Source organism: Anaerolineales bacterium, assembly GCA_015075625.1.
Taxonomy (GTDB): domain Bacteria; phylum Chloroflexota; class Anaerolineae; order Aggregatilineales; family UBA2796; genus UBA2796.
Genome location: JABTTZ010000001.1, coordinates 963,254 through 980,075, shown reverse-complemented (window position 1 = coordinate 980,075; position 16,822 = coordinate 963,254). Strand labels below are relative to the sequence as shown.

At 56.5% G+C, this 16,822-nt stretch carries 10 protein-coding genes and 1 pseudogene; 9 read left to right on the top strand and 2 right to left on the bottom strand.

The features are described from left to right. Positions 1 to 13: 13 nt before the first annotated feature. From HS103_04100 to HS103_04085, 4 genes and pseudogenes are all read left to right on the top strand, one after another. On the top strand, positions 14 to 1,123 hold the full coding sequence (locus tag HS103_04100; GenBank protein MBE7511981.1) for an ATP-binding protein: 1,110 nt from the start codon (positions 14 to 16) through the stop codon (positions 1,121 to 1,123). A gap of 104 nt (positions 1,124 to 1,227) precedes the next feature. Beyond that, a complete protein-coding gene (locus tag HS103_04095; protein MBE7511980.1) occupies positions 1,228 to 2,061 on the top strand; it encodes a VWA domain-containing protein in 834 nt (277 codons plus the stop codon). A 403-nt stretch (positions 2,062 to 2,464) separates the two neighbouring features. Then, a complete protein-coding gene (pulA, locus tag HS103_04090) occupies positions 2,465 to 6,562 on the top strand; it encodes a pullulanase-type alpha-1,6-glucosidase (GenBank protein ID MBE7511979.1) in 4,098 nt (1,365 codons plus the stop codon). A gap of 185 nt (positions 6,563 to 6,747) precedes the next feature. Further along, positions 6,748 to 7,746 (top strand): annotated as a pseudogene (locus HS103_04085) (transposase). Between the two features lie 36 nt (positions 7,747 to 7,782). On the opposite strand, the gene HS103_04080 reads toward HS103_04085, so the two are convergent. Together HS103_04080 and HS103_04075 are read right to left on the bottom strand one after the other, a co-directional pair. Continuing rightward, positions 7,783 to 8,973 carry a methyltransferase domain-containing protein gene (locus HS103_04080; protein ID MBE7511978.1) on the bottom strand — a complete coding sequence of 397 codons (1,191 nt, stop codon included), beginning with the start codon at positions 8,971 to 8,973 and terminating at the stop codon, positions 7,783 to 7,785. Positions 8,974 to 9,074: 101 nt separating this feature from the next. Next, complete coding sequence (locus tag HS103_04075) at positions 9,075 to 11,846, bottom strand: PD40 domain-containing protein (protein ID MBE7511977.1); 2,772 nt, start codon at positions 11,844 to 11,846, stop codon at positions 9,075 to 9,077. 140 nt (positions 11,847 to 11,986) lie between these two features. On the opposite strand from HS103_04075, the gene HS103_04070 reads away from it, so the two are divergent. The 5 genes from HS103_04070 (at position 11,987) to HS103_04050 (ending at position 16,650) form a co-directional block, all read left to right on the top strand. Beyond that, positions 11,987 to 12,328: a hypothetical protein gene (locus HS103_04070; protein MBE7511976.1), complete on the top strand. Its 342-nt coding sequence runs from the start codon at positions 11,987 to 11,989 to the stop codon at positions 12,326 to 12,328. Between the two features lie 94 nt (positions 12,329 to 12,422). After that, the gene (ndk, locus tag HS103_04065) at positions 12,423 to 12,878 is read left to right on the top strand and encodes a nucleoside-diphosphate kinase (protein MBE7511975.1); all 456 of its coding nucleotides are present in this window, start codon (positions 12,423 to 12,425) and stop codon (positions 12,876 to 12,878) included. Positions 12,879 to 12,895: 17 nt separating this feature from the next. Further along, a complete protein-coding gene (locus HS103_04060; GenBank protein MBE7511974.1) occupies positions 12,896 to 13,876 on the top strand; it encodes an NAD-dependent epimerase/dehydratase family protein in 981 nt (326 codons plus the stop codon). Beyond that, positions 13,849 to 14,970 (top strand): LysM peptidoglycan-binding domain-containing protein, encoded by a 1,122-nt coding sequence (locus HS103_04055; GenBank protein MBE7511973.1) that lies wholly within the window; start codon positions 13,849 to 13,851, stop codon positions 14,968 to 14,970. Before HS103_04060 ends, HS103_04055 begins: the two co-directional genes overlap by 28 nt. A 3-nt stretch (positions 14,971 to 14,973) precedes the next feature. Continuing rightward, positions 14,974 to 16,650, top strand: a complete 1,677-nt coding sequence (locus tag HS103_04050) for a hypothetical protein (GenBank protein ID MBE7511972.1) — start codon at positions 14,974 to 14,976, stop codon at positions 16,648 to 16,650. The last annotated feature ends 172 nt before the right edge of the window (positions 16,651 to 16,822 follow it).

Below are 16,822 nucleotides of genomic sequence, written 5' to 3'. Positions count from 1 at the left end.
GGTTCACCCCATCATGTCGAGACGATCTGTCTACCCCTTCACCGCAATTGTCGGGCAAGAGCGCATGAAACGCGCCCTGATTCTGAATGCAATTAACCCGGGTATCGGCGGCGTGCTGATTCGCGGCGAGCGCGGGACGGCAAAATCCACAGCGGCACGGGCATTGGCGGCGCTCCTGCCTGAAATTGAGGTCGTCGTCAACTGTCGTTTCGGCTGCGATCCCCTTCGTCCAGACCAATATTGCGATGAATGTCGTGACCGCATTGCCAATGGCGAAACACTTGCCACCACCCGCCGCACGATCCAACTGGTTGATCTGCCCGTCAGCGCGACGGAAGATCGCGTGGTGGGAACGCTTGACCTTGAAAAAGCGATCAAGCGCGGCGAACGGCATTTTGATCCGGGCATTTTAGCCGCGGCAAATCGGGGCATTCTTTACGTTGATGAGGTGAACCTGCTTGATGATCACGTTGTCGATCTCCTGCTCGATTCAGCGGCGATGGGCATTAATGTTGTCGAGCGGGAGGGGATCAGCTTTCAACATCCAGCACGCTTTATCCTTGTTGGGACGATGAACCCCGAAGAAGGTGACCTTCGTCCGCAGTTGCTAGATCGTTTTGCCCTCTCGGTCGATGTTCACGGCATTGCCGATCCGCGTGACCGGATTGCTATTCTGGAACGACACATCGGTTACGAGACGAACGCCGATGCCTTCCGCACCCAGTGGCAGCTGCGTGAAGATGGGCTGAGCCGCGAGATTGCCCAAGCGCGGGAACTTGTGGATCGCGTTGGCTATACCCCCCGTGATTTGTATACGATTGCCAGCCTCACCGCCAGCTTGCGCATTGACGGACATCGCGCCGATCTGGTGATCTTGAAAACAGCACGCGCTCACGCCGCCTTTGAGGGGCGCAACGCCATCACCGAACGGGATATTATGTTGGCGGCAGAGTTGGCGCTCCCCCACCGTTTGAAGCGTGGTCCCTTCCATGACGTACAGGGCAGCCTGAGCGACCTCGGTGACAAGGTGGAGCAGTTTTCCAGCGAATACCGCGAGGGCGACGCCGTTCAGAATGCAACGCCCACCAACACGGATTCAGTGAAAAAAAAAGTGAGTCTGTAGAAGGCGAACAGGGGGAGGATGCGCCAACGCAAGAGCAGGCGCTCCCCGCCCCTCAAACGCCCTTTGCCTCGCAAAACGCCCGCTGGTGGGAGGGCGGCAAGAAGATCGAGGCGCAGCAAGAATTTGACACGCGCAAACTGGATACCCCTCTGGATAAGCTGACGCGGCGTATGGCGGGGCGGCGCAGCCAGACAAAAACAGATCGCAAACGCGGACGGTACATTCAGGCACGCCCCGCCGGGGAACGCAAAGACGATATTGCCTTTGATGCCACCCTTCGCGCCGCCGCCCCCTACCAGCGCCGCCGCGCCCCCCAACAACTTGCCTATGCGATTGAGATGAGCGACCTTCAGCGCAAGGTGCGGGTGAAACGCGCCGCCAACCTGATCTTGTTCGTTGTTGATGCCTCGTGGAGCATGGCAGTGACGGAGCGGATGCAAGCGACGAAGGGGGCGATTATGTCGCTTTTGACAGATGCCTATCAACGACGGGATCGGGTTGGGTTGGTCGTTTTTCAAAAAGACCGCGCCAGCCTCGTCTTGCCGCCCACAAACAGCGTCGTCTTGGCAAAAAAGGCACTTGCTGATATTCCCGTCGGCGGGAAAACGCCCCTCGCTGCTGGCTTGTTTTTGGCGCTCTCTGTGTTCAATAAGGAAAAACACCTCCACCCCGATGTGATGCCCCTCATGATTCTGCTCACGGATGGGGCGGGGAATGTCAGCATGACCGATTTGCCCCCGCAAGAAGAAGCGCACCGCATCGCCGATCAGATGCACCACCAGACAATCCGCACCGTGACCATCAACATGGAACATGCCGCCTTTGATACGGGCTTGGCGCAGCGCTTGGCAGATCGCTTGGGCGGTCCTTGCTTTACGCTTGGAAATTTGCGGGCAGAGACGCTCTACGAGGCGGTGAAACTCCAATTGAACGGGTAAGTGGCGGGCAGGTTATCAGGAGACGATCCTTTCCCTAAATATCTCTCCGTAAAGTGACGAGGTGAACGGTAGGGGCAACTCCTCACCCCCTAGCCCCCTCTCCCGCTGTGCGGGGGAATAGTATCTTTTGGGGAGGGGCGCTGCCCCCCCTACCCCTCAGCAGAATTGTACAGCACGCCTGGTGTGGGCAATGGGTGGGACTTCTCGCTGTGGGTGATCTGCCTCATCTTGTCGGTTTGCACAGATTTCCCCCCAAACAGGTATTGATCGGATCATCTGATCAATTGTGGGTTACAATCCGCAGCCGGGTCCACAGATAGCGTATGTGTCGTGCGCTGGACCAAACTTTTTACGCGCATTTAACGAGGAGTCGATCATGTTTCTAAGGGGACGATCACGTCTTGTGATCGCATTTACTGTCCTCGCGCTTATCCTCATGCCGCTCATTACCCTTCTACCTACCCTTACTGTGAACGCCGCTCCACCCACTTCGGTGACATTGGCGGGCGATTTGCAATCCGAATTAGGCTGCCCGGGCGATTGGCAGCCCGACTGCGCGATTACCCACATGGGCTATGACACCGATGATGATGTCTGGCAGTTCAGCGGCAGCCTTCCGGCTGGCGGGTTCAATTACAAAGTTGCCCTGAATGATGGATGGGGACAGAACTACGGACGGTATGCCCAGTTCAACGGTCCCAATATCCCGTTAAACTTGGCAGGGGCGGCAGCGGTCAAATTCTACTATGACGACAAGACTCACTGGATTGCCGATAACCTCACTTATCGAATTGTCACCGCACCGGGCGATTTCCAAAGCGAGTTGGGCTGCCCGGGCGATTGGCAGCCAGACTGCTTGCGCTCGTGGATGGTTGACCCCGACGAAGACGGCACCTTTGAATTCATCACCGCAGAACTTCCCGCTGGCAATTACGAGGTCAAAGCCGCCATCAACGAGAGTTGGGGCGAGAACTACGGTGCGGGATGCAGCGCGGGTGGCGCGAACATCCCCTTCACCGTAGGGACAAACGGCGATCCGGTGCGGTTCAGGTTTGTTTCTGGGACAAACTGCCTTACCGTTGACAGCCCCTTTATCCCCTCCCGCACGGTGACTGCTGTGGGGGATTTCCAAAGCGAAGCGGGCTGTCCGGGCGATTGGCAGCCCGACTGTGCCACGACGCACTTGGGCTATGACACGACGGACTTGATCTACCAAGCGGCGTTCAACCTCCCCGCCGGAGCTTACGAATTCAAGGCGGCGATCAACGATAGTTGGGCGGAAAACTATGGCATAAACGCCAGCTTTAACGGGGGGAATATCCCCTTCAGCCTGGGCGCACTGAGCAATGTCAAGTTTTACTACAGCGATGTGACCCACTGGATCACGAACAATGTAGCAGACCGCATCGTCAGCGCGCCGGGGGATTACCAGAGCGAGATAGGCTGTCCGGGCGATTGGCAGCCCGACTGCTTACGGTCTTGGCTGCAAGACCCCGACGGCGACGATATCTACATCTTTCAAACCCGCCTGATTCCCCCCGGCACCTACCAAACAAAAGCCGCCATCAACGAGGGGTGGGCAGAAAACTATGGCGACGCCTGTGCGTTCAACGGCGGGAACATCACCTTTGATGTGCCAGCGCCGCTGACTACCGTCACCTTTACCTTTGACAGCGCCTCAAACTGCCTGACCATCTCAACGGTGGGTGCGCCCGTTGGCGATATTCGCCGTCAGCGTGCCTATTGGTTGGAAGAAGACCTCATCGCCTGGGGCGGCGCCGGGGCGGGGGATACCGTCCAACTCCACTACGATTACAACGCTGGCTTGGGCTTGGATCCAACAGGCGTCACGGGTGGATCGGCAATCACCCTCACCTATGATCCGGCGGGCGTTCCCGCCAACGTTGCGGCGAAATTCCCGCACCTTGCCGGACTGCGCACATGGCGGATCAGCAGCGCTGATCTACCCCTAGTGCCGACCATCCTCAAGGGGCAGTTCGCCGTCTCTGCGCTGAACGCGAGCAGTGTCCCTGTGGATGCCACCGGTTTGCAAATCCCTGGTGTTTTGGACGATCTGTTCACCTACACAGGCGATCTAGGGCTGACCTTCAACAGCCCGCCAACGATCCGCGTTTGGGCGCCCACCGCACAAGATGTCAACCTGCTGCTTTTTGCCGATGCGAATCCGCTAACACCGCCCACCAGCTATGACATGACCTATGATCCGGCAACGGGTGTGTGGAGTATCGTTGGCTTGGAAGCGTGGAACTGGCAGTACTACCTATTTGAAGTTACCGTCTACGCGCCAACAACACGCCAGATTGAGGTGAATCGGGTCACCGATCCATATTCGATCAACCTGTCGATGAACGCCACGCGCAGCCAAATCGTGAATCTGGACGATCCGGCAACAAAGCCCGCCGGATGGGACTCACTGGCGAAACCGCCGCTTGCCGCCCCTGAAGACACCGTGATCTACGAACTCCATGTTCGTGATTTCAGCATCTTCGATACCACCGTTCCGGCGGCATGGCGAGGGACATTCAAGGCGTTCACTGTGTCGAATTCGGATGGGGTGAATCACTTGCGTGCGCTGGCGAATGCCGGGCTGACCTCGATTCACCTGTTGCCCGCCTTTGATATTGCCTCTGTCAACGAGGACAAAACGACCCATACCGTGCCGAACTACGCAACGTTGGCAAGTTATGCGCCGGATAGTCAACAACAGCAGGCAGACATCGAACCCTTGCGGAATTCGGATGGGTTCAACTGGGGCTATGACCCCGTTCACTACGGCGTTCCTGATGGAAGCTACGCCACCGACCCGAATGGCTTGGCGCGGGTGATCGAATTCCGCGAGATGGTGCAGGCGCTTAACCAAATAGGTCTGCGGGTGATCATGGATGTGGTCTATAACCACACCTCATCAAGCGGGCAGAACACGAATTCGGTCTTGGATCGGATTGTGCCGGGCTATTACCACCGCTTGAATAATCAAGGCGATGTCGAACGTTCCTCGTGCTGCGAGAACACCGCCAGCGAACACAACATGATGGAAAAACTCATGCTGGATACGCTGCGGACGTGGACGGTGCAGTACAAGGTCGATGGCTACCGCTTTGACCTGATGGGACATCACATGAAGCGGAATATGGAGGCACTGCGCACCTTGCTCAACAGCCTGACCCCCGCCAATTCCGGCATTGATGGGCGCTCTGTCTATGTCTATGGCGAGGCGTGGAACTTTGGCGAGGTGGCGAATAACGCCCGCGGCGAAAACGCCATCCAACGCAACATGAATGGAACGGGTATTGGGTCGTTCAACGACCGCCTTCGCGACGGCAATCGAGGCGGTGGACCCTTTGACGATCCGCGTTATCAAGGGTTTGCCACAGGTCTCCATTACGATCCCAATGGTGTCTCGCCAAGCACGCTGGATGAACTTTTGCGGCGGACGGATTGGGTGAAAATCGGCATTGCCGGGACGCTCCGCGACTACACCTTTGTAGATCGCTTCGGGAACACCGTTGCCGCCATCAATGTTGATTATCAGGGGCAAAACGCTGGCTACACTAGCGATCCGCAAGAGGTGATCAACTATGTCGATGCCCACGACAACGACACGCTCTTTGATGGGGTTCAATTCAAAGCGCCCGCCGGCACCAGCATGGCAGATCGCGTGCGGATGAATCATGTCACGTTGAGTGTCGTTATGCTTAGTCAGGGAATTCCCTTCTTCCATGCCGGAACGGACTTGCTGCGCTCCAAATCGATGGATCGCAACAGCTACAACTCTGGGGATTGGTTCAACCGCCTTGACTGGACGTACCAAACAAACAACTGGGGTGTAGGCTTGCCCCCTGCTGGCGATAACAGCGGACAGTGGGGCATTATGCAACCGCTTTTGGCGGATGCCTCGCTGCGCCCCGCGCCTTCCGACATTGATGCAGCGCGGCGCTTCTTCCTTGAAATGCTTCAGGTGCGGCGTAGTTCGGGCTTGTTCCGCTTGCAAACGGCGGCACAGGTGCAAGAGCGGCTTACTTTCTACAACGATGGTCCAACCCAAGTTCCGGGCGTGATCGTCTATACGCTGGCAGATACCGCCAGCCTGAGTGCGGCGAACGAAATCTTGCTCGTGGTGATCAACGCAGCAGATACCGCGCTGACCTACAGCGAGGCGGCGTTTGTAAACCTGCCTCTGGAACTGCATCCGATCTTGGCGGCGTCCTTTGATCCGGCAACCCAAGCCTCCACCTTTGCGCGGACGACGGGAACGGCAAACGTCGCCCCGCGCACGGTAGCGGTCTTTGTGTATGGGTTAGGGAGAGGGGGCGGTGGCAGCACGGCAGCGGGGACGGGCGGCACGCCGCCCTCTGTGCTGCCCTCCACAGGCTACCCGCCCGCGCCGGAATCACCCTTCCAGACCGCCCTTCCCTTTGTGGTGGGAGCGGTCTTGGCGGGGTTGGCGCTCGGTGTGTCGTTGATCACGCGGCGGCAGTAGGGACTTAGCGGTCTCACCGCACAAAGGAATAAGTACGTAGCCACAGGGCGATCTGAGCAGATCGCCCTATTCTATGATCTTTGGGGGTATTCCCTAGACTCCTGAATACCATCTAGCCCATAGCGTTGAATTATGCTATTAGGACTTTCGCTTGCAAGGCAAATTGCTGATATTGTAGAAGCACGATAAGCAAACGCCAATACATTGAGTACCTGATAAGTACACCTGGCAACTATACATGCAGTAATCTGGCTGAACATCTGGAAGCGATGAGCCATGATGCTGTCAGTGATTATTGGCAAAGAGACAAGCTGACTGCCCGACATTTGTGGGATTTGGTCGGGGCTTTGTTGAAGGACAGTGAAAGGGCTTATTGGATCGTCGATGATAGCGTGCAGAATAAGCAGTATTGGCGCAAGATAGAGTGAGTGAAAAAGCAATATAGTGGCGCAGAACATGGTCTAGTGCGTGGTATCGGCGTCGTGAATCTCGTGCATAGCGATGGTACCGACTTTTACCCGATTGATTACCGCATCTATGCTCCTGAAGCGGATGGCAAGACCAAAAAGGATCACTTCCGTGAAATGGTCTTAAATGCCCTGATGGACAAGGGTATCCACGCCAAGACCCTACTGTTTGATAGCTGGTATGCCTCCGTGGATAATTTGAAGTTGATTCATCGCGCTGGTCGTTACTTTGTGACCACGCTCAAAGCCAATCGTATGGTGAGTTTGAGTAAAGCGAGCGGCTCTATTCATTTGGAGGCGATTGAATGGACAAGCGACGCCGTAGAGCATGGTCTGTCGGTTAAGCTGAAGGAAGTTCCCTTTTATGTGCAGTTATTCAAGCTAGTTGCCCCAAACGGTGACATTGAATGGGTGATTACAAACCAGCCCCCAGGCACTTTCTCCAAGTCCGACATTCAAGACGCGAATGCCGTGCGTTGGCAGATTGAGCAACTGCATCGGGAACTCAAACCATTGACCGGGAGTGAAAAGTGCGAGTGCCGCAAAGCGCGTTCACAACGCAACCATCTGGCTTGTTGTTATCACGCTTGGCTCTCGCTGAAAGTTAAGGCTCACCAATTAGGCAAGAGCCTTTACGAGGCGCAGCGAGATTTATTCCGCGACTATTTGCGGGCAGAGTTACGCTCACCACGCCTTTCTGCCTTTGGCATCAACTAAAGCGAAAGCCCTCATGATGAAGAATCAGGTAGGGGACTACTTTGTGACGCAATAGCGCACGCTCACCCATTCCCACCCTGCTACAGGGCTATCCACCACATCGAGAATACGTCCTCCGGCATTAGTGAGGATCGCCTCCACCTCTGTTCTGGGGATGGCATACAGCGGAATAGAGGGTTCGGGGGCGGCGGGAACGTCTGCTGCCGGAGACGGGGTTGGTGTTGAAAGGGCAAGAGACGTTTCCGCGGGGGCGACGGTGATCGTATAGCGCACCGAGCGCGATCCGCGATCTGCAAACCACGCCACAAACTCTTGAACAAGATCGATCTCAACAACATAGGTGCCGGGGGTGCGTGGGGCGGTGAGGTTCAGGAGCAGATCAACTTCTTCATCGGGAAAAAGGTCTTTCGGAAGCAAAGTGCGCTCGCCCATATCCGTGACGAGTGTATCACCGCGTCGATCAAACCAACGCTGCCCCAGATGTATCCACAGCATCGAACCCGACCCCTTGACCGCCCAAACGGATTGGCTCAGATTGCGCACCCGCACCGTAAGGGGAAAGCGTTCGCTGGCTGCCATCTGGCGCGGCGGCGGGTTTTGGATTTCAATCTGCGCCCGAAATGCTTTTCGCGGCAGGCGGCGCGGCGGTAAAAATTCGATACTGCGCTGCTGATCGGCTTTATAGGAGGGGGAAAAATCGGTGGGAAGTTGAAAGACAAACACCCCACCGGACGCCAAAATGCGGAGACACTCGGCAAGATAGCCTTTGGTCAAGGGGGGAGGGATGTGCTGAAAGACAAGGTTGGAATAAATCAGGTCAAAATGGTTGTCGGGAAACAGACGCAGATCATCGGCGGGATTGTGGTGGTAAAAGCACCGTTCTGGGTAGCGATTGATCGTGCTGGCTCTGGCAACCATGGGGGCAGAGACATCAACGCCATGTGCTTCCTGATATACGCCAGCGAGCGCCTGGGTCAAGCGCCCCACGCCGCAGCCAAAATCAAGCGCCCGTCCCATCTGTAAGGGAATAGGGAGCATCCCCAAATAGGCAACAAGCCCTTCAATCTCGGCAACACCACTGGCAAAAAATGTCTCAACATCCCAACGCCCCCCCTTTTTCGCCGGATCGGAGAGGATCGCCCAAAGGGGATCGGTTTCTCCCCAATACTCCCACGTTTGGCGGACGGTTTCGAGGTTATTTTCGCTATCATTTGCAGGGGGAGTCATCCATTCACCTCATTGCCTTGTGGCAGCCTGTGACATTAGGGGAAGGAAAAGGCAGGCATGGGAGGTTAGCCCATGCCCGCCTGCGGTGTTTCTGATCAGGCTTACTTGCCTTTGGGCTGCCAGAAAGAATCCCCTTGGAAGAAGGTTTCTTTCAGGAATTTGCGTTCACCCGTCCCATCGGCGTTGATGATGAACAGCGTGGAAACGCCATCCACCGAACGGGAGAAGGTGAGTTGTTTGCCATCGGGCGACCACGCCGGTACAGAATTTGCCTCGGTGCTGTTGGTGAGCGTTTTCAAGTCGCCACCCTCAATCGTCACAAGATAAATCTGGAACTGCCCACCAAGATTTGAGCGGAAGGCAATCCATTGTCCATCGGGGGAGACAACCCCTTCAAAATTATCGGCGGCGGGGAGGTTCGTCAGTTGGACGAAATCGGATTTGCCATCCAGCCCCAAGCTGAAGAACTGCCGTGCGCCGGTCCGTTCGGACATCGCCAAAATGCGTGACCCATCGGGGAAGAAATCGGGACCAGCAATCGTCGCTTTCTCGTCCGTCAGGCGTGTGCTGACCTTTGTCGTCAAATCGACTGACCACAATTGGAAGCCATTCTCTCGGTTTGAGTCAAAGACAATCGTCTTGCCGTCGGGCGACCAGACCGGACGATTCTTATCCAGTCCATCATCCGTGATTTGCAAGAGGTCGCTCCCCTCAACACTGATCATCCATAGGTCGCGTGCGCCACCGCGATCACTGAGGAAGGTGATGAACTGACCATCTGGCGACCACGAAAACTCGGCGTAGACCTCTTTGTTGAAGGGGGCGTTCTTCGTGAGGTTGGTAACACCCGTGCCATCAGCATTGGCGAGATAGACATCACTGCTGCCATCAACAATGCCAATGAAGGCGATTTTGCCCGTTCCTCCGCCAACTGGGGTAGGGGTGATCGTTGGGCTAGGCGTGCGAGAAGGGGTGGCGGTATTTGTCGGCGTATTTGTCGGCGCCGGAGTGAGCGTCTTCGTTGGCGTGCGCGTTGGAGAGGCGGTGAAGGTGGCGGTGGGTGTCTTGGTGAAAAGCGTCGCCGTCTGCGTCAAGCCAAGATTGATCAGCGCTTGGGCTGTCGTTGTATTGGCAGCCTTGACCCGTGCCGTCTCAGTGAGATTGGCAGTAGGTGTGTTTGTTGGGCTAGGGGTGAATGTCCGTGAAGGGGTCACCGTTGGCGATGCCGTTGCCGTAAACGTCCGCGAAGGGGTAAATGTCACCGTTGGAGTGAAGGTATTCGTTGCCGGTGGCGTTTCGGTAAAGGGTGTTTCGCTGGTGGGTTGGAGGGCAATGAAAACAGCCGTCAACGTCCCTTGTACGTTCACTGTCTCCGCTGTCGCCGATAAATCAGCGGGATTCGGTCCAAAAGCAACCGCCGTTTGCGTTTCAGAAACCCGCGTTAACAAATCTTGGGAGGCGGTGCCGGGGGGAAGCGGTGTGATATTAGCGGCAATTGCCGTTTGGGTAGCAACAATGCTCTCCGCTGCTTTTGTCAGCGTGGCATTTGCCAACACTGCAAGATGAGCAATGCTGGTCGCCGTTTGCTCCGCCACACTTGGTCCGGTGGGGCGGCTAACGAGCAAAATAATGACAATGGCAGCAGCGGCAATCAAGCCGCCCGCCAACAAGAGCGGGAGTAACCCTCCCCGCGTTGGTTTTTTCTTATCATCCTCATCGCGCATCTGGCTAAGGGGGGTGACGCCCAAGCCGCTTGAAGGCGATGGCGCAGACGGCGGCATATAGGACGGTGGCGGCTGCCCCGCCGGAGGCTGAAACGCGGACATTGCTGGCGCGGTCATATCCGGGCTTGGCGGTGGGGCTTGTGGTTGTGGCGCGGGTTGTGGCGGCTGCTGCGCTGGTGGTGTGGCGCTCACTGGGGCGGGCGGCGGGATATAGCCGGGCGTGGCAATATCTTGACGGGGCGGTAGCGGAAAGGTGAAGAACCCCGTCTTGATGCTTTGCTGCCCCGTTGGTTGAATCCCTTTTTCAAACGCCTCGGCAAATTCTTGCACCTTCGGAAAACGCCCTTCAGGGGTTTTGGCAATGGCTTTGGCAATGGCGAAGGAAACGACCTCTGGGAGTTCGGGGCGAACAAGGTGCGGCGGGGTGGGCATTTCGTTGACATGCTTGTTCATCAACGCATACGGCGCATCGGGCGGCACTTCAAAGGCAGTGCGTCCGGTGACCAACGTATAAATGACCAATCCCATCGCATACTGATCGATGGCGGGGGTCAGTTTATCGCCGCGCCATTGTTCCGGCGCCATGTATGCCACCGTCCCCATCGATGTTCCGGGGGAGGTCATTTGCGCCGCCGCGTCCATCGGTTTGGCAATCCCAAAGTCCACAAGGAACGCTGTCCCGTTCGTATCGAACATCAGGTTGTTCGGTTTGATGTCGCGGTGAATCACCCCCCGCGAGTGCGCATAGTCAAGCGCACCCGCAATCTGGTTCAACAGTTCGGCAATCTCGCCAAGCGACATGATCGCCTCACCGCGTGCCGATGTACGCCGCTCACGGATGCGGTCAGCCAGGGTGCCGCCGCGCAGCAGCCGCATCACGACATAATTCAACCCTTGCGAGGTGCTGCCAAAATCAATGATTGGCACAATATGGGGGTGTTCCAGCGCAGCGGCGATTTCTGCCTCGCGCACGAAGCGTTGGATGAATCCTTCTTCTGTACTGAATTGGGGCGGCAAAACCTTCACCGCCACATAGCGTTTTAGGTTTGGCTGATAGGCAAGGTAGACCTCTGCCATGCCGCCCCTACCTAGCAATTCTTTGATTTCGTATTGTCCGAGTGTTTGTCCAACCAAGCTGCGAAACGACATCAATCCCCCCCAATGATCTTGCGGGAAAAGTCCTCATGACATGATTAAGCGGGCAACACCGCAATATAACCTGAACACTATATCCAATTTCTAACGAGACTGCCAATAAAACAGCCGAAAGGGGTATACTATTTGCCGCTATGTCGGCTTATCTTATGTTGATTCTCTTAATTGGAGTGCCCGTCATTCTGATCGAATGGCTGATCGGGCTTGATCTTCTGCTCAGCCGTTGGCGGGTATGGCTTCCGAGCATCGTCCTCACCACAGGGTGGTTGTGCCTTGTCGGGGTTCTTGATGGGGAGGGATGGGCGTTGGTAGGGGAAGGACGTGTCGCTCCCCCGCTGATTTTTGGGCTGCGCCTTGAAGAAGTTACCTTTTACACCCTCCTCAACACAGTTTTGGTGCAAACCTTCATCCTCAGTTTTTACCTTTCCCTTTTACGCCGCAGAATAAGCACCTTGTGGCGAGGGTGGCGGAAGTGATCACGCTACTGCCAAAACCCGCTATAATCTCATCGACTTGTTCCTTTCTACACAAAGACAACCGATCAATCAATCAAATAAGGATAGATCACTCGTGGAACGTACCTTAATTATCGTCAAGCCAGATGCCGTTCAGCGTGGGTTGACGGGCGAAATCATTCGCCGTTTTGAACAGCGTGGATTGAAAATTGTCGGCATGAAGTTTCTCCAAGTGAGCCGCCAACTGGCTGAACAACATTACGATGGACACAAAACAAAACCCTTTTTCAGTGGTTTGGTGGAATACATCATCTCGGCGCCGGTTGTGGTGATCGCTTTCGCCGGCACGAATGCCATCCTCGCCGCACGGAATACGATTGGGGCAACAAAACCGAATGAAGCCGCACCGGGGAGCATCCGGGGGGATTACGGCTTGGAGATTGGGCGCAACCTCGTTCATGGCTCAGATACGGTCGAAAATGGCGAGAAAGAAATTGCCTTGTGGTTCGCCCCCTCTGAACTGGCGAACTGGACGCGTGCTACCGACGCTTGGATTTTTGAGAACGCCTAGAGTAATAGGGCAGCAGCATGAAAACGGCACTGGTCACTGGCGCGAATGGCTTTTTGGGGAGCGTACTCGTCCGCCGCCTGCGGCGGGAAGGAATCAGTGTTCGTGCGCTCTGCCGCGACCCGCATAAGGGCGACCACTTGGCGGCGCTTGGGGCAGAGGTAATCAGGGGAGATATTCAACTTCCCGCCACGCTAGAAACGCCCATGCGCGGGTGTGATGTCGTTTTCCATGCTGCCGCCGTCCACAGCAGTGCGGCGACCTCCTACAACGTGAATGTTATTGGCACACAAAACGTCGTTACGGCGGCACGGACGGCAAAGGTCGGGCGGCTGGTTCATGTCAGTTCGGTGGCTGTCTATGGCTATCACATTGCAGGGGATGTGACCGAAGAAACGCCCATGCGCCCTTCGCCAAACGATTATTACACGCAGAGCAAGGCACTTGGCGAGCAGGTTCTCTGGCATGAGGCAAGGCGGGGCGGACTGCCTACGGTGAGCATCCGCCCCGCCTTCATTTACGGCGAAGGGTCTGCCTTTTGGTCACGGGGACTCTACCGTTTGGTGGCAACGCGCCGCGCCCCCATGGTCAACCAGGGGCGGGGAAATGCGCATCCGATTTTCGTTGAGGATGTCGTTGATCTCCTCATCACAAGCGCCACCCATCCCAACGCGCCGGGAAACGCCTTCAATGCCGCCCCTGACCCCGCTCCCACATGGGCGGACTACCTCGGTCATTATGCGCGGATTGCCGGAAAAGACACGTCAAAGGCATATGTGAATCTTCCTCCGGCGGCGGCACTTCTCGCCGCACTCATTGGAGGAATCACCCGTTTACGCGGTGTCCCTACCGATGCCGCCGGAATGCTCCATTATATTGGAACACGCGCCACCTACCGGATGACCCACGCCGCCGAACGGCTTGGTTGGCGTCCCCGCTATAGCCTTGTTGAAGGGATGGCGGCACAAGAGACATGGCTGCGTGGTTTGTCGTTGGTATAGACGGTATGGACTCAGCACTTAGCAAGGATCGCCTTATGTTCGGTCATACGTTGTCTCGATTCCGCCGCGTTGTGCCGTGCATGGCAGTAGTGATCGCCGTGATGGGGTGCAGCCTCTTTAGCGCACCAGCGACGCCCACCCCCCTCCCTACGATTCCGCCGATCATTGTCATCACGGCAACACCCAACCGCTTGCCAACGATCACCCCAATCAATCCGCAGCCCAATTTCCCAACGCCCACCTCGCCCTCGGCGTGTATTCCGCAAACGTCGTGGCCACTCTATCAAGTACAAACGGGCGATACCCTTGCCAGCATTGCGGCGCGGGTCGGGACGACAGTGGATGTCTTGGTTTCCGCGAACTGCCTTGCCAACGCCAATTTTATTGTCGCCGGACAGTTTTTGCGCGTTCCGACACTTCCCGTCGTGGTGACGAATACACCCCCTGTCGCCAACAACCCCACCATTGGGCAAGTGTTGATCACCCCCGCAACCCCCTCTGGCGGTGGTTACATCATCACCTTTGGCACCGTCACCGTCAGCGTGACTGGGGTTAGCAACGCTTCTGTGGTGACCTTTTACCTCCTCCAAGCAGGGCAGTTCTCTGCTGTGCAAATCGGGCGCGATACCTTCCTTCAGGATGGCGCGTCGATCACCTGGGCAGTGACAGATGCTTCGCTGAATGGGCAGGTGTGGGCGGTGGCAACGGGCTTCCAAAACCAAAACGTGCAGACCGTCCCCGTCGCGGTGACGGTACAAGCACAGGCACAAGCCCCCTCGGTGAGCAGCTTGTTTATGTCGCCTTCGACAACAGACCCCACACGCCCCAACACAATTCTTTTGCCCGCCGGGGGAATCGTCGTCTCAGCGACGGCATTCAATGCCACGCGGGTGGAGTTCTACTATGCGGCAACCGGGGGCTTTACCTCAGCACCCGTTCTCATTGGGCAGGTGAACAACCCGCTTGGGCAGGCAAGCATCACCTGGAACACCACTGGCTTAAGCGGAACAGGGTTGGTGTGGGCAGTGGCACGCAACAACGCTGGACAATCAGGAACAACGGCGAGCATTCCGATTTTGTTTTTGGGGAGGTAGCTGATGTTCTCTCGTATGCGGATGCTTGGTATCGCCAGTGCCGCCGTTTTGGTTGCCCTGCTAGGGCTGACCCTTTCTCTGTCTCCGGCTGTTCAAGCGCAAGGCGGGGCAACGGGAACACCGAACCGCCTTCAAATGACCTTGACCGCGATCAAGGCGATTCCCACCATCGCCGCCACTGCAACACCCGCTGTTCATGCAGCAGATGCCGCAACCTCATGGTTTGAAAACAGCACAGGTTATTTGCTGTTCGTTCGCAGTTTTCGGGATACGAACGGCGACGGTATAGGCGATTTGAAGGGTGTGATCGAAGGGCTGGATTACCTCCAAGGGTTGGGCGTCAACCTGATTTGGTTGATGCCCGTCTGGGCGGGTCCAACCTATCATGGGTATGCGGTGACCGATTACTATGCCGTGAATCCGCAGTATGGGACGAACGATGATCTGATCGCTCTGTTCAAAGAGGCGCACCGTCGGGGGATGTATATCATCCTCGATTTCGTCTTGAATCATTCCTCGAACCAACATCCTTTTTTCAAGGATGCTTACAACAACCCGAACAGCCCCTACAGCAGCTTTTACCGCTGGCGCAATGCGGCACACACGCAGTACGACACCTTTGGGGGCTTTGGTGAACTTCCCCAATTGAACTACACAACGCCCGCCGTCCGCGCCTACACAACGGCACTCGCCCGCTATTGGCTAGACCCCAACGCCGATGGTGACTTTAGCGACGGTGCCGATGGCTACCGCCTTGATGCAGTGAAGTTTGTCCCCAGTAACTACCTGACAGAACTACGCGGCGCAGTGAGTGCGCTCAACCCACAAGCACTTTTGCTTGGCGAGGTCTGGGACGAGCCAAGCCTGATCGCCCGCTTTTTGAATGGGGCAAGTTTGCACGCCGCCTTTGATTTCCCCACCTTTTATGCCCTTGCTGGCAACGAAACGAGTGTGGGGCGCGGGGCGTTAAATGGGGAGAATACCGCCACCCTGTCGTTCATCACTTACCTTATGGAAACGAGTATCGCCCCGCAGACGCGCCTTGTTCGCTTTGTGAACAACCACGATACGAATCGCCTCATGAGCTTCGTGAAAGAGGACATGCCCCGCGCCCGCGCTGCGGCGGTTTGGCTGCTCACCGCGCCGGGCGTACCGTTCCTGTATTATGGCGAGGAAATTGGGATGAGTGGGGTCAAGGGCATTGGTCCCTTCTATGATGAGTACCGCCGTGAACCCCTGGAATGGACAGCAGCGGGCGATGACGACGCCACAACGCGCTGGTTCACCCCTCCTAACCGGAACAATGCCCCCAACGATGGGGTGAGCGTCGGGGAGCAAGACACCACCCCTGATTCCCTCTTGAATCTCTACCGCACGCTTGGAAAACTTCGGCAGAAGTCGGCGGCACTGCGGCGGGGAAACTTCTTTTATGAGGAACGTTCGCCCTACATTCTGCGGCGGTGGGCGGCGGACGATCCGACCCTTTATGTGATTGTGATCAACTTTGGGACAGCCCCCGCATCGATTACCGATGTTCGCCCCTTTGGGCAGTTGGCAGATCGCGCCTTTGCCCCGCGTTGGGAGGTATTGCTCCAAGAAGGGGCAACCTTCAGCGGCGAGAACAGTCTAACCCTCGCGCCGAGTGGCTATACCATCCTGACCTTCACCGAGACAAAGTAAGGTTTGCTCTTACCTCTGCTTCTCCTTCTCCCAGTGGGAGAAGGGGCAATCCATTTTTTGAGGGAGCTTTCCCCTCAAACGTCCCCTTTCGATGAATACAGGGTAAATACGTTCAACTGCGTAAGTCCTAAAAGCAATTGGCGATTTATTGGTAGACCCACCCTAAGTACAA

Coding starts and splice junctions, on each gene's coding strand:
- HS103_04055 (MBE7511973.1), top strand. CDS start 13,849: ATGGCTGCGTGGTTTGTCGTTGGTATAGACGGTATGGACTCAGCACTT.
- HS103_04080 (MBE7511978.1), bottom strand. CDS start 8,973: ATGACTCCCCCTGCAAATGATAGCGAAAATAACCTCGAAACCGTCCGC.
- HS103_04060 (MBE7511974.1), top strand. CDS start 12,896: ATGAAAACGGCACTGGTCACTGGCGCGAATGGCTTTTTGGGGAGCGTA.
- HS103_04070 (MBE7511976.1), top strand. CDS start 11,987: ATGTCGGCTTATCTTATGTTGATTCTCTTAATTGGAGTGCCCGTCATT.
- HS103_04100 (MBE7511981.1), top strand. CDS start 14: ATGTCGAGACGATCTGTCTACCCCTTCACCGCAATTGTCGGGCAAGAG.
- HS103_04050 (MBE7511972.1), top strand. CDS start 14,974: ATGTTCTCTCGTATGCGGATGCTTGGTATCGCCAGTGCCGCCGTTTTG.
- HS103_04075 (MBE7511977.1), bottom strand. CDS start 11,846: ATGTCGTTTCGCAGCTTGGTTGGACAAACACTCGGACAATACGAAATC.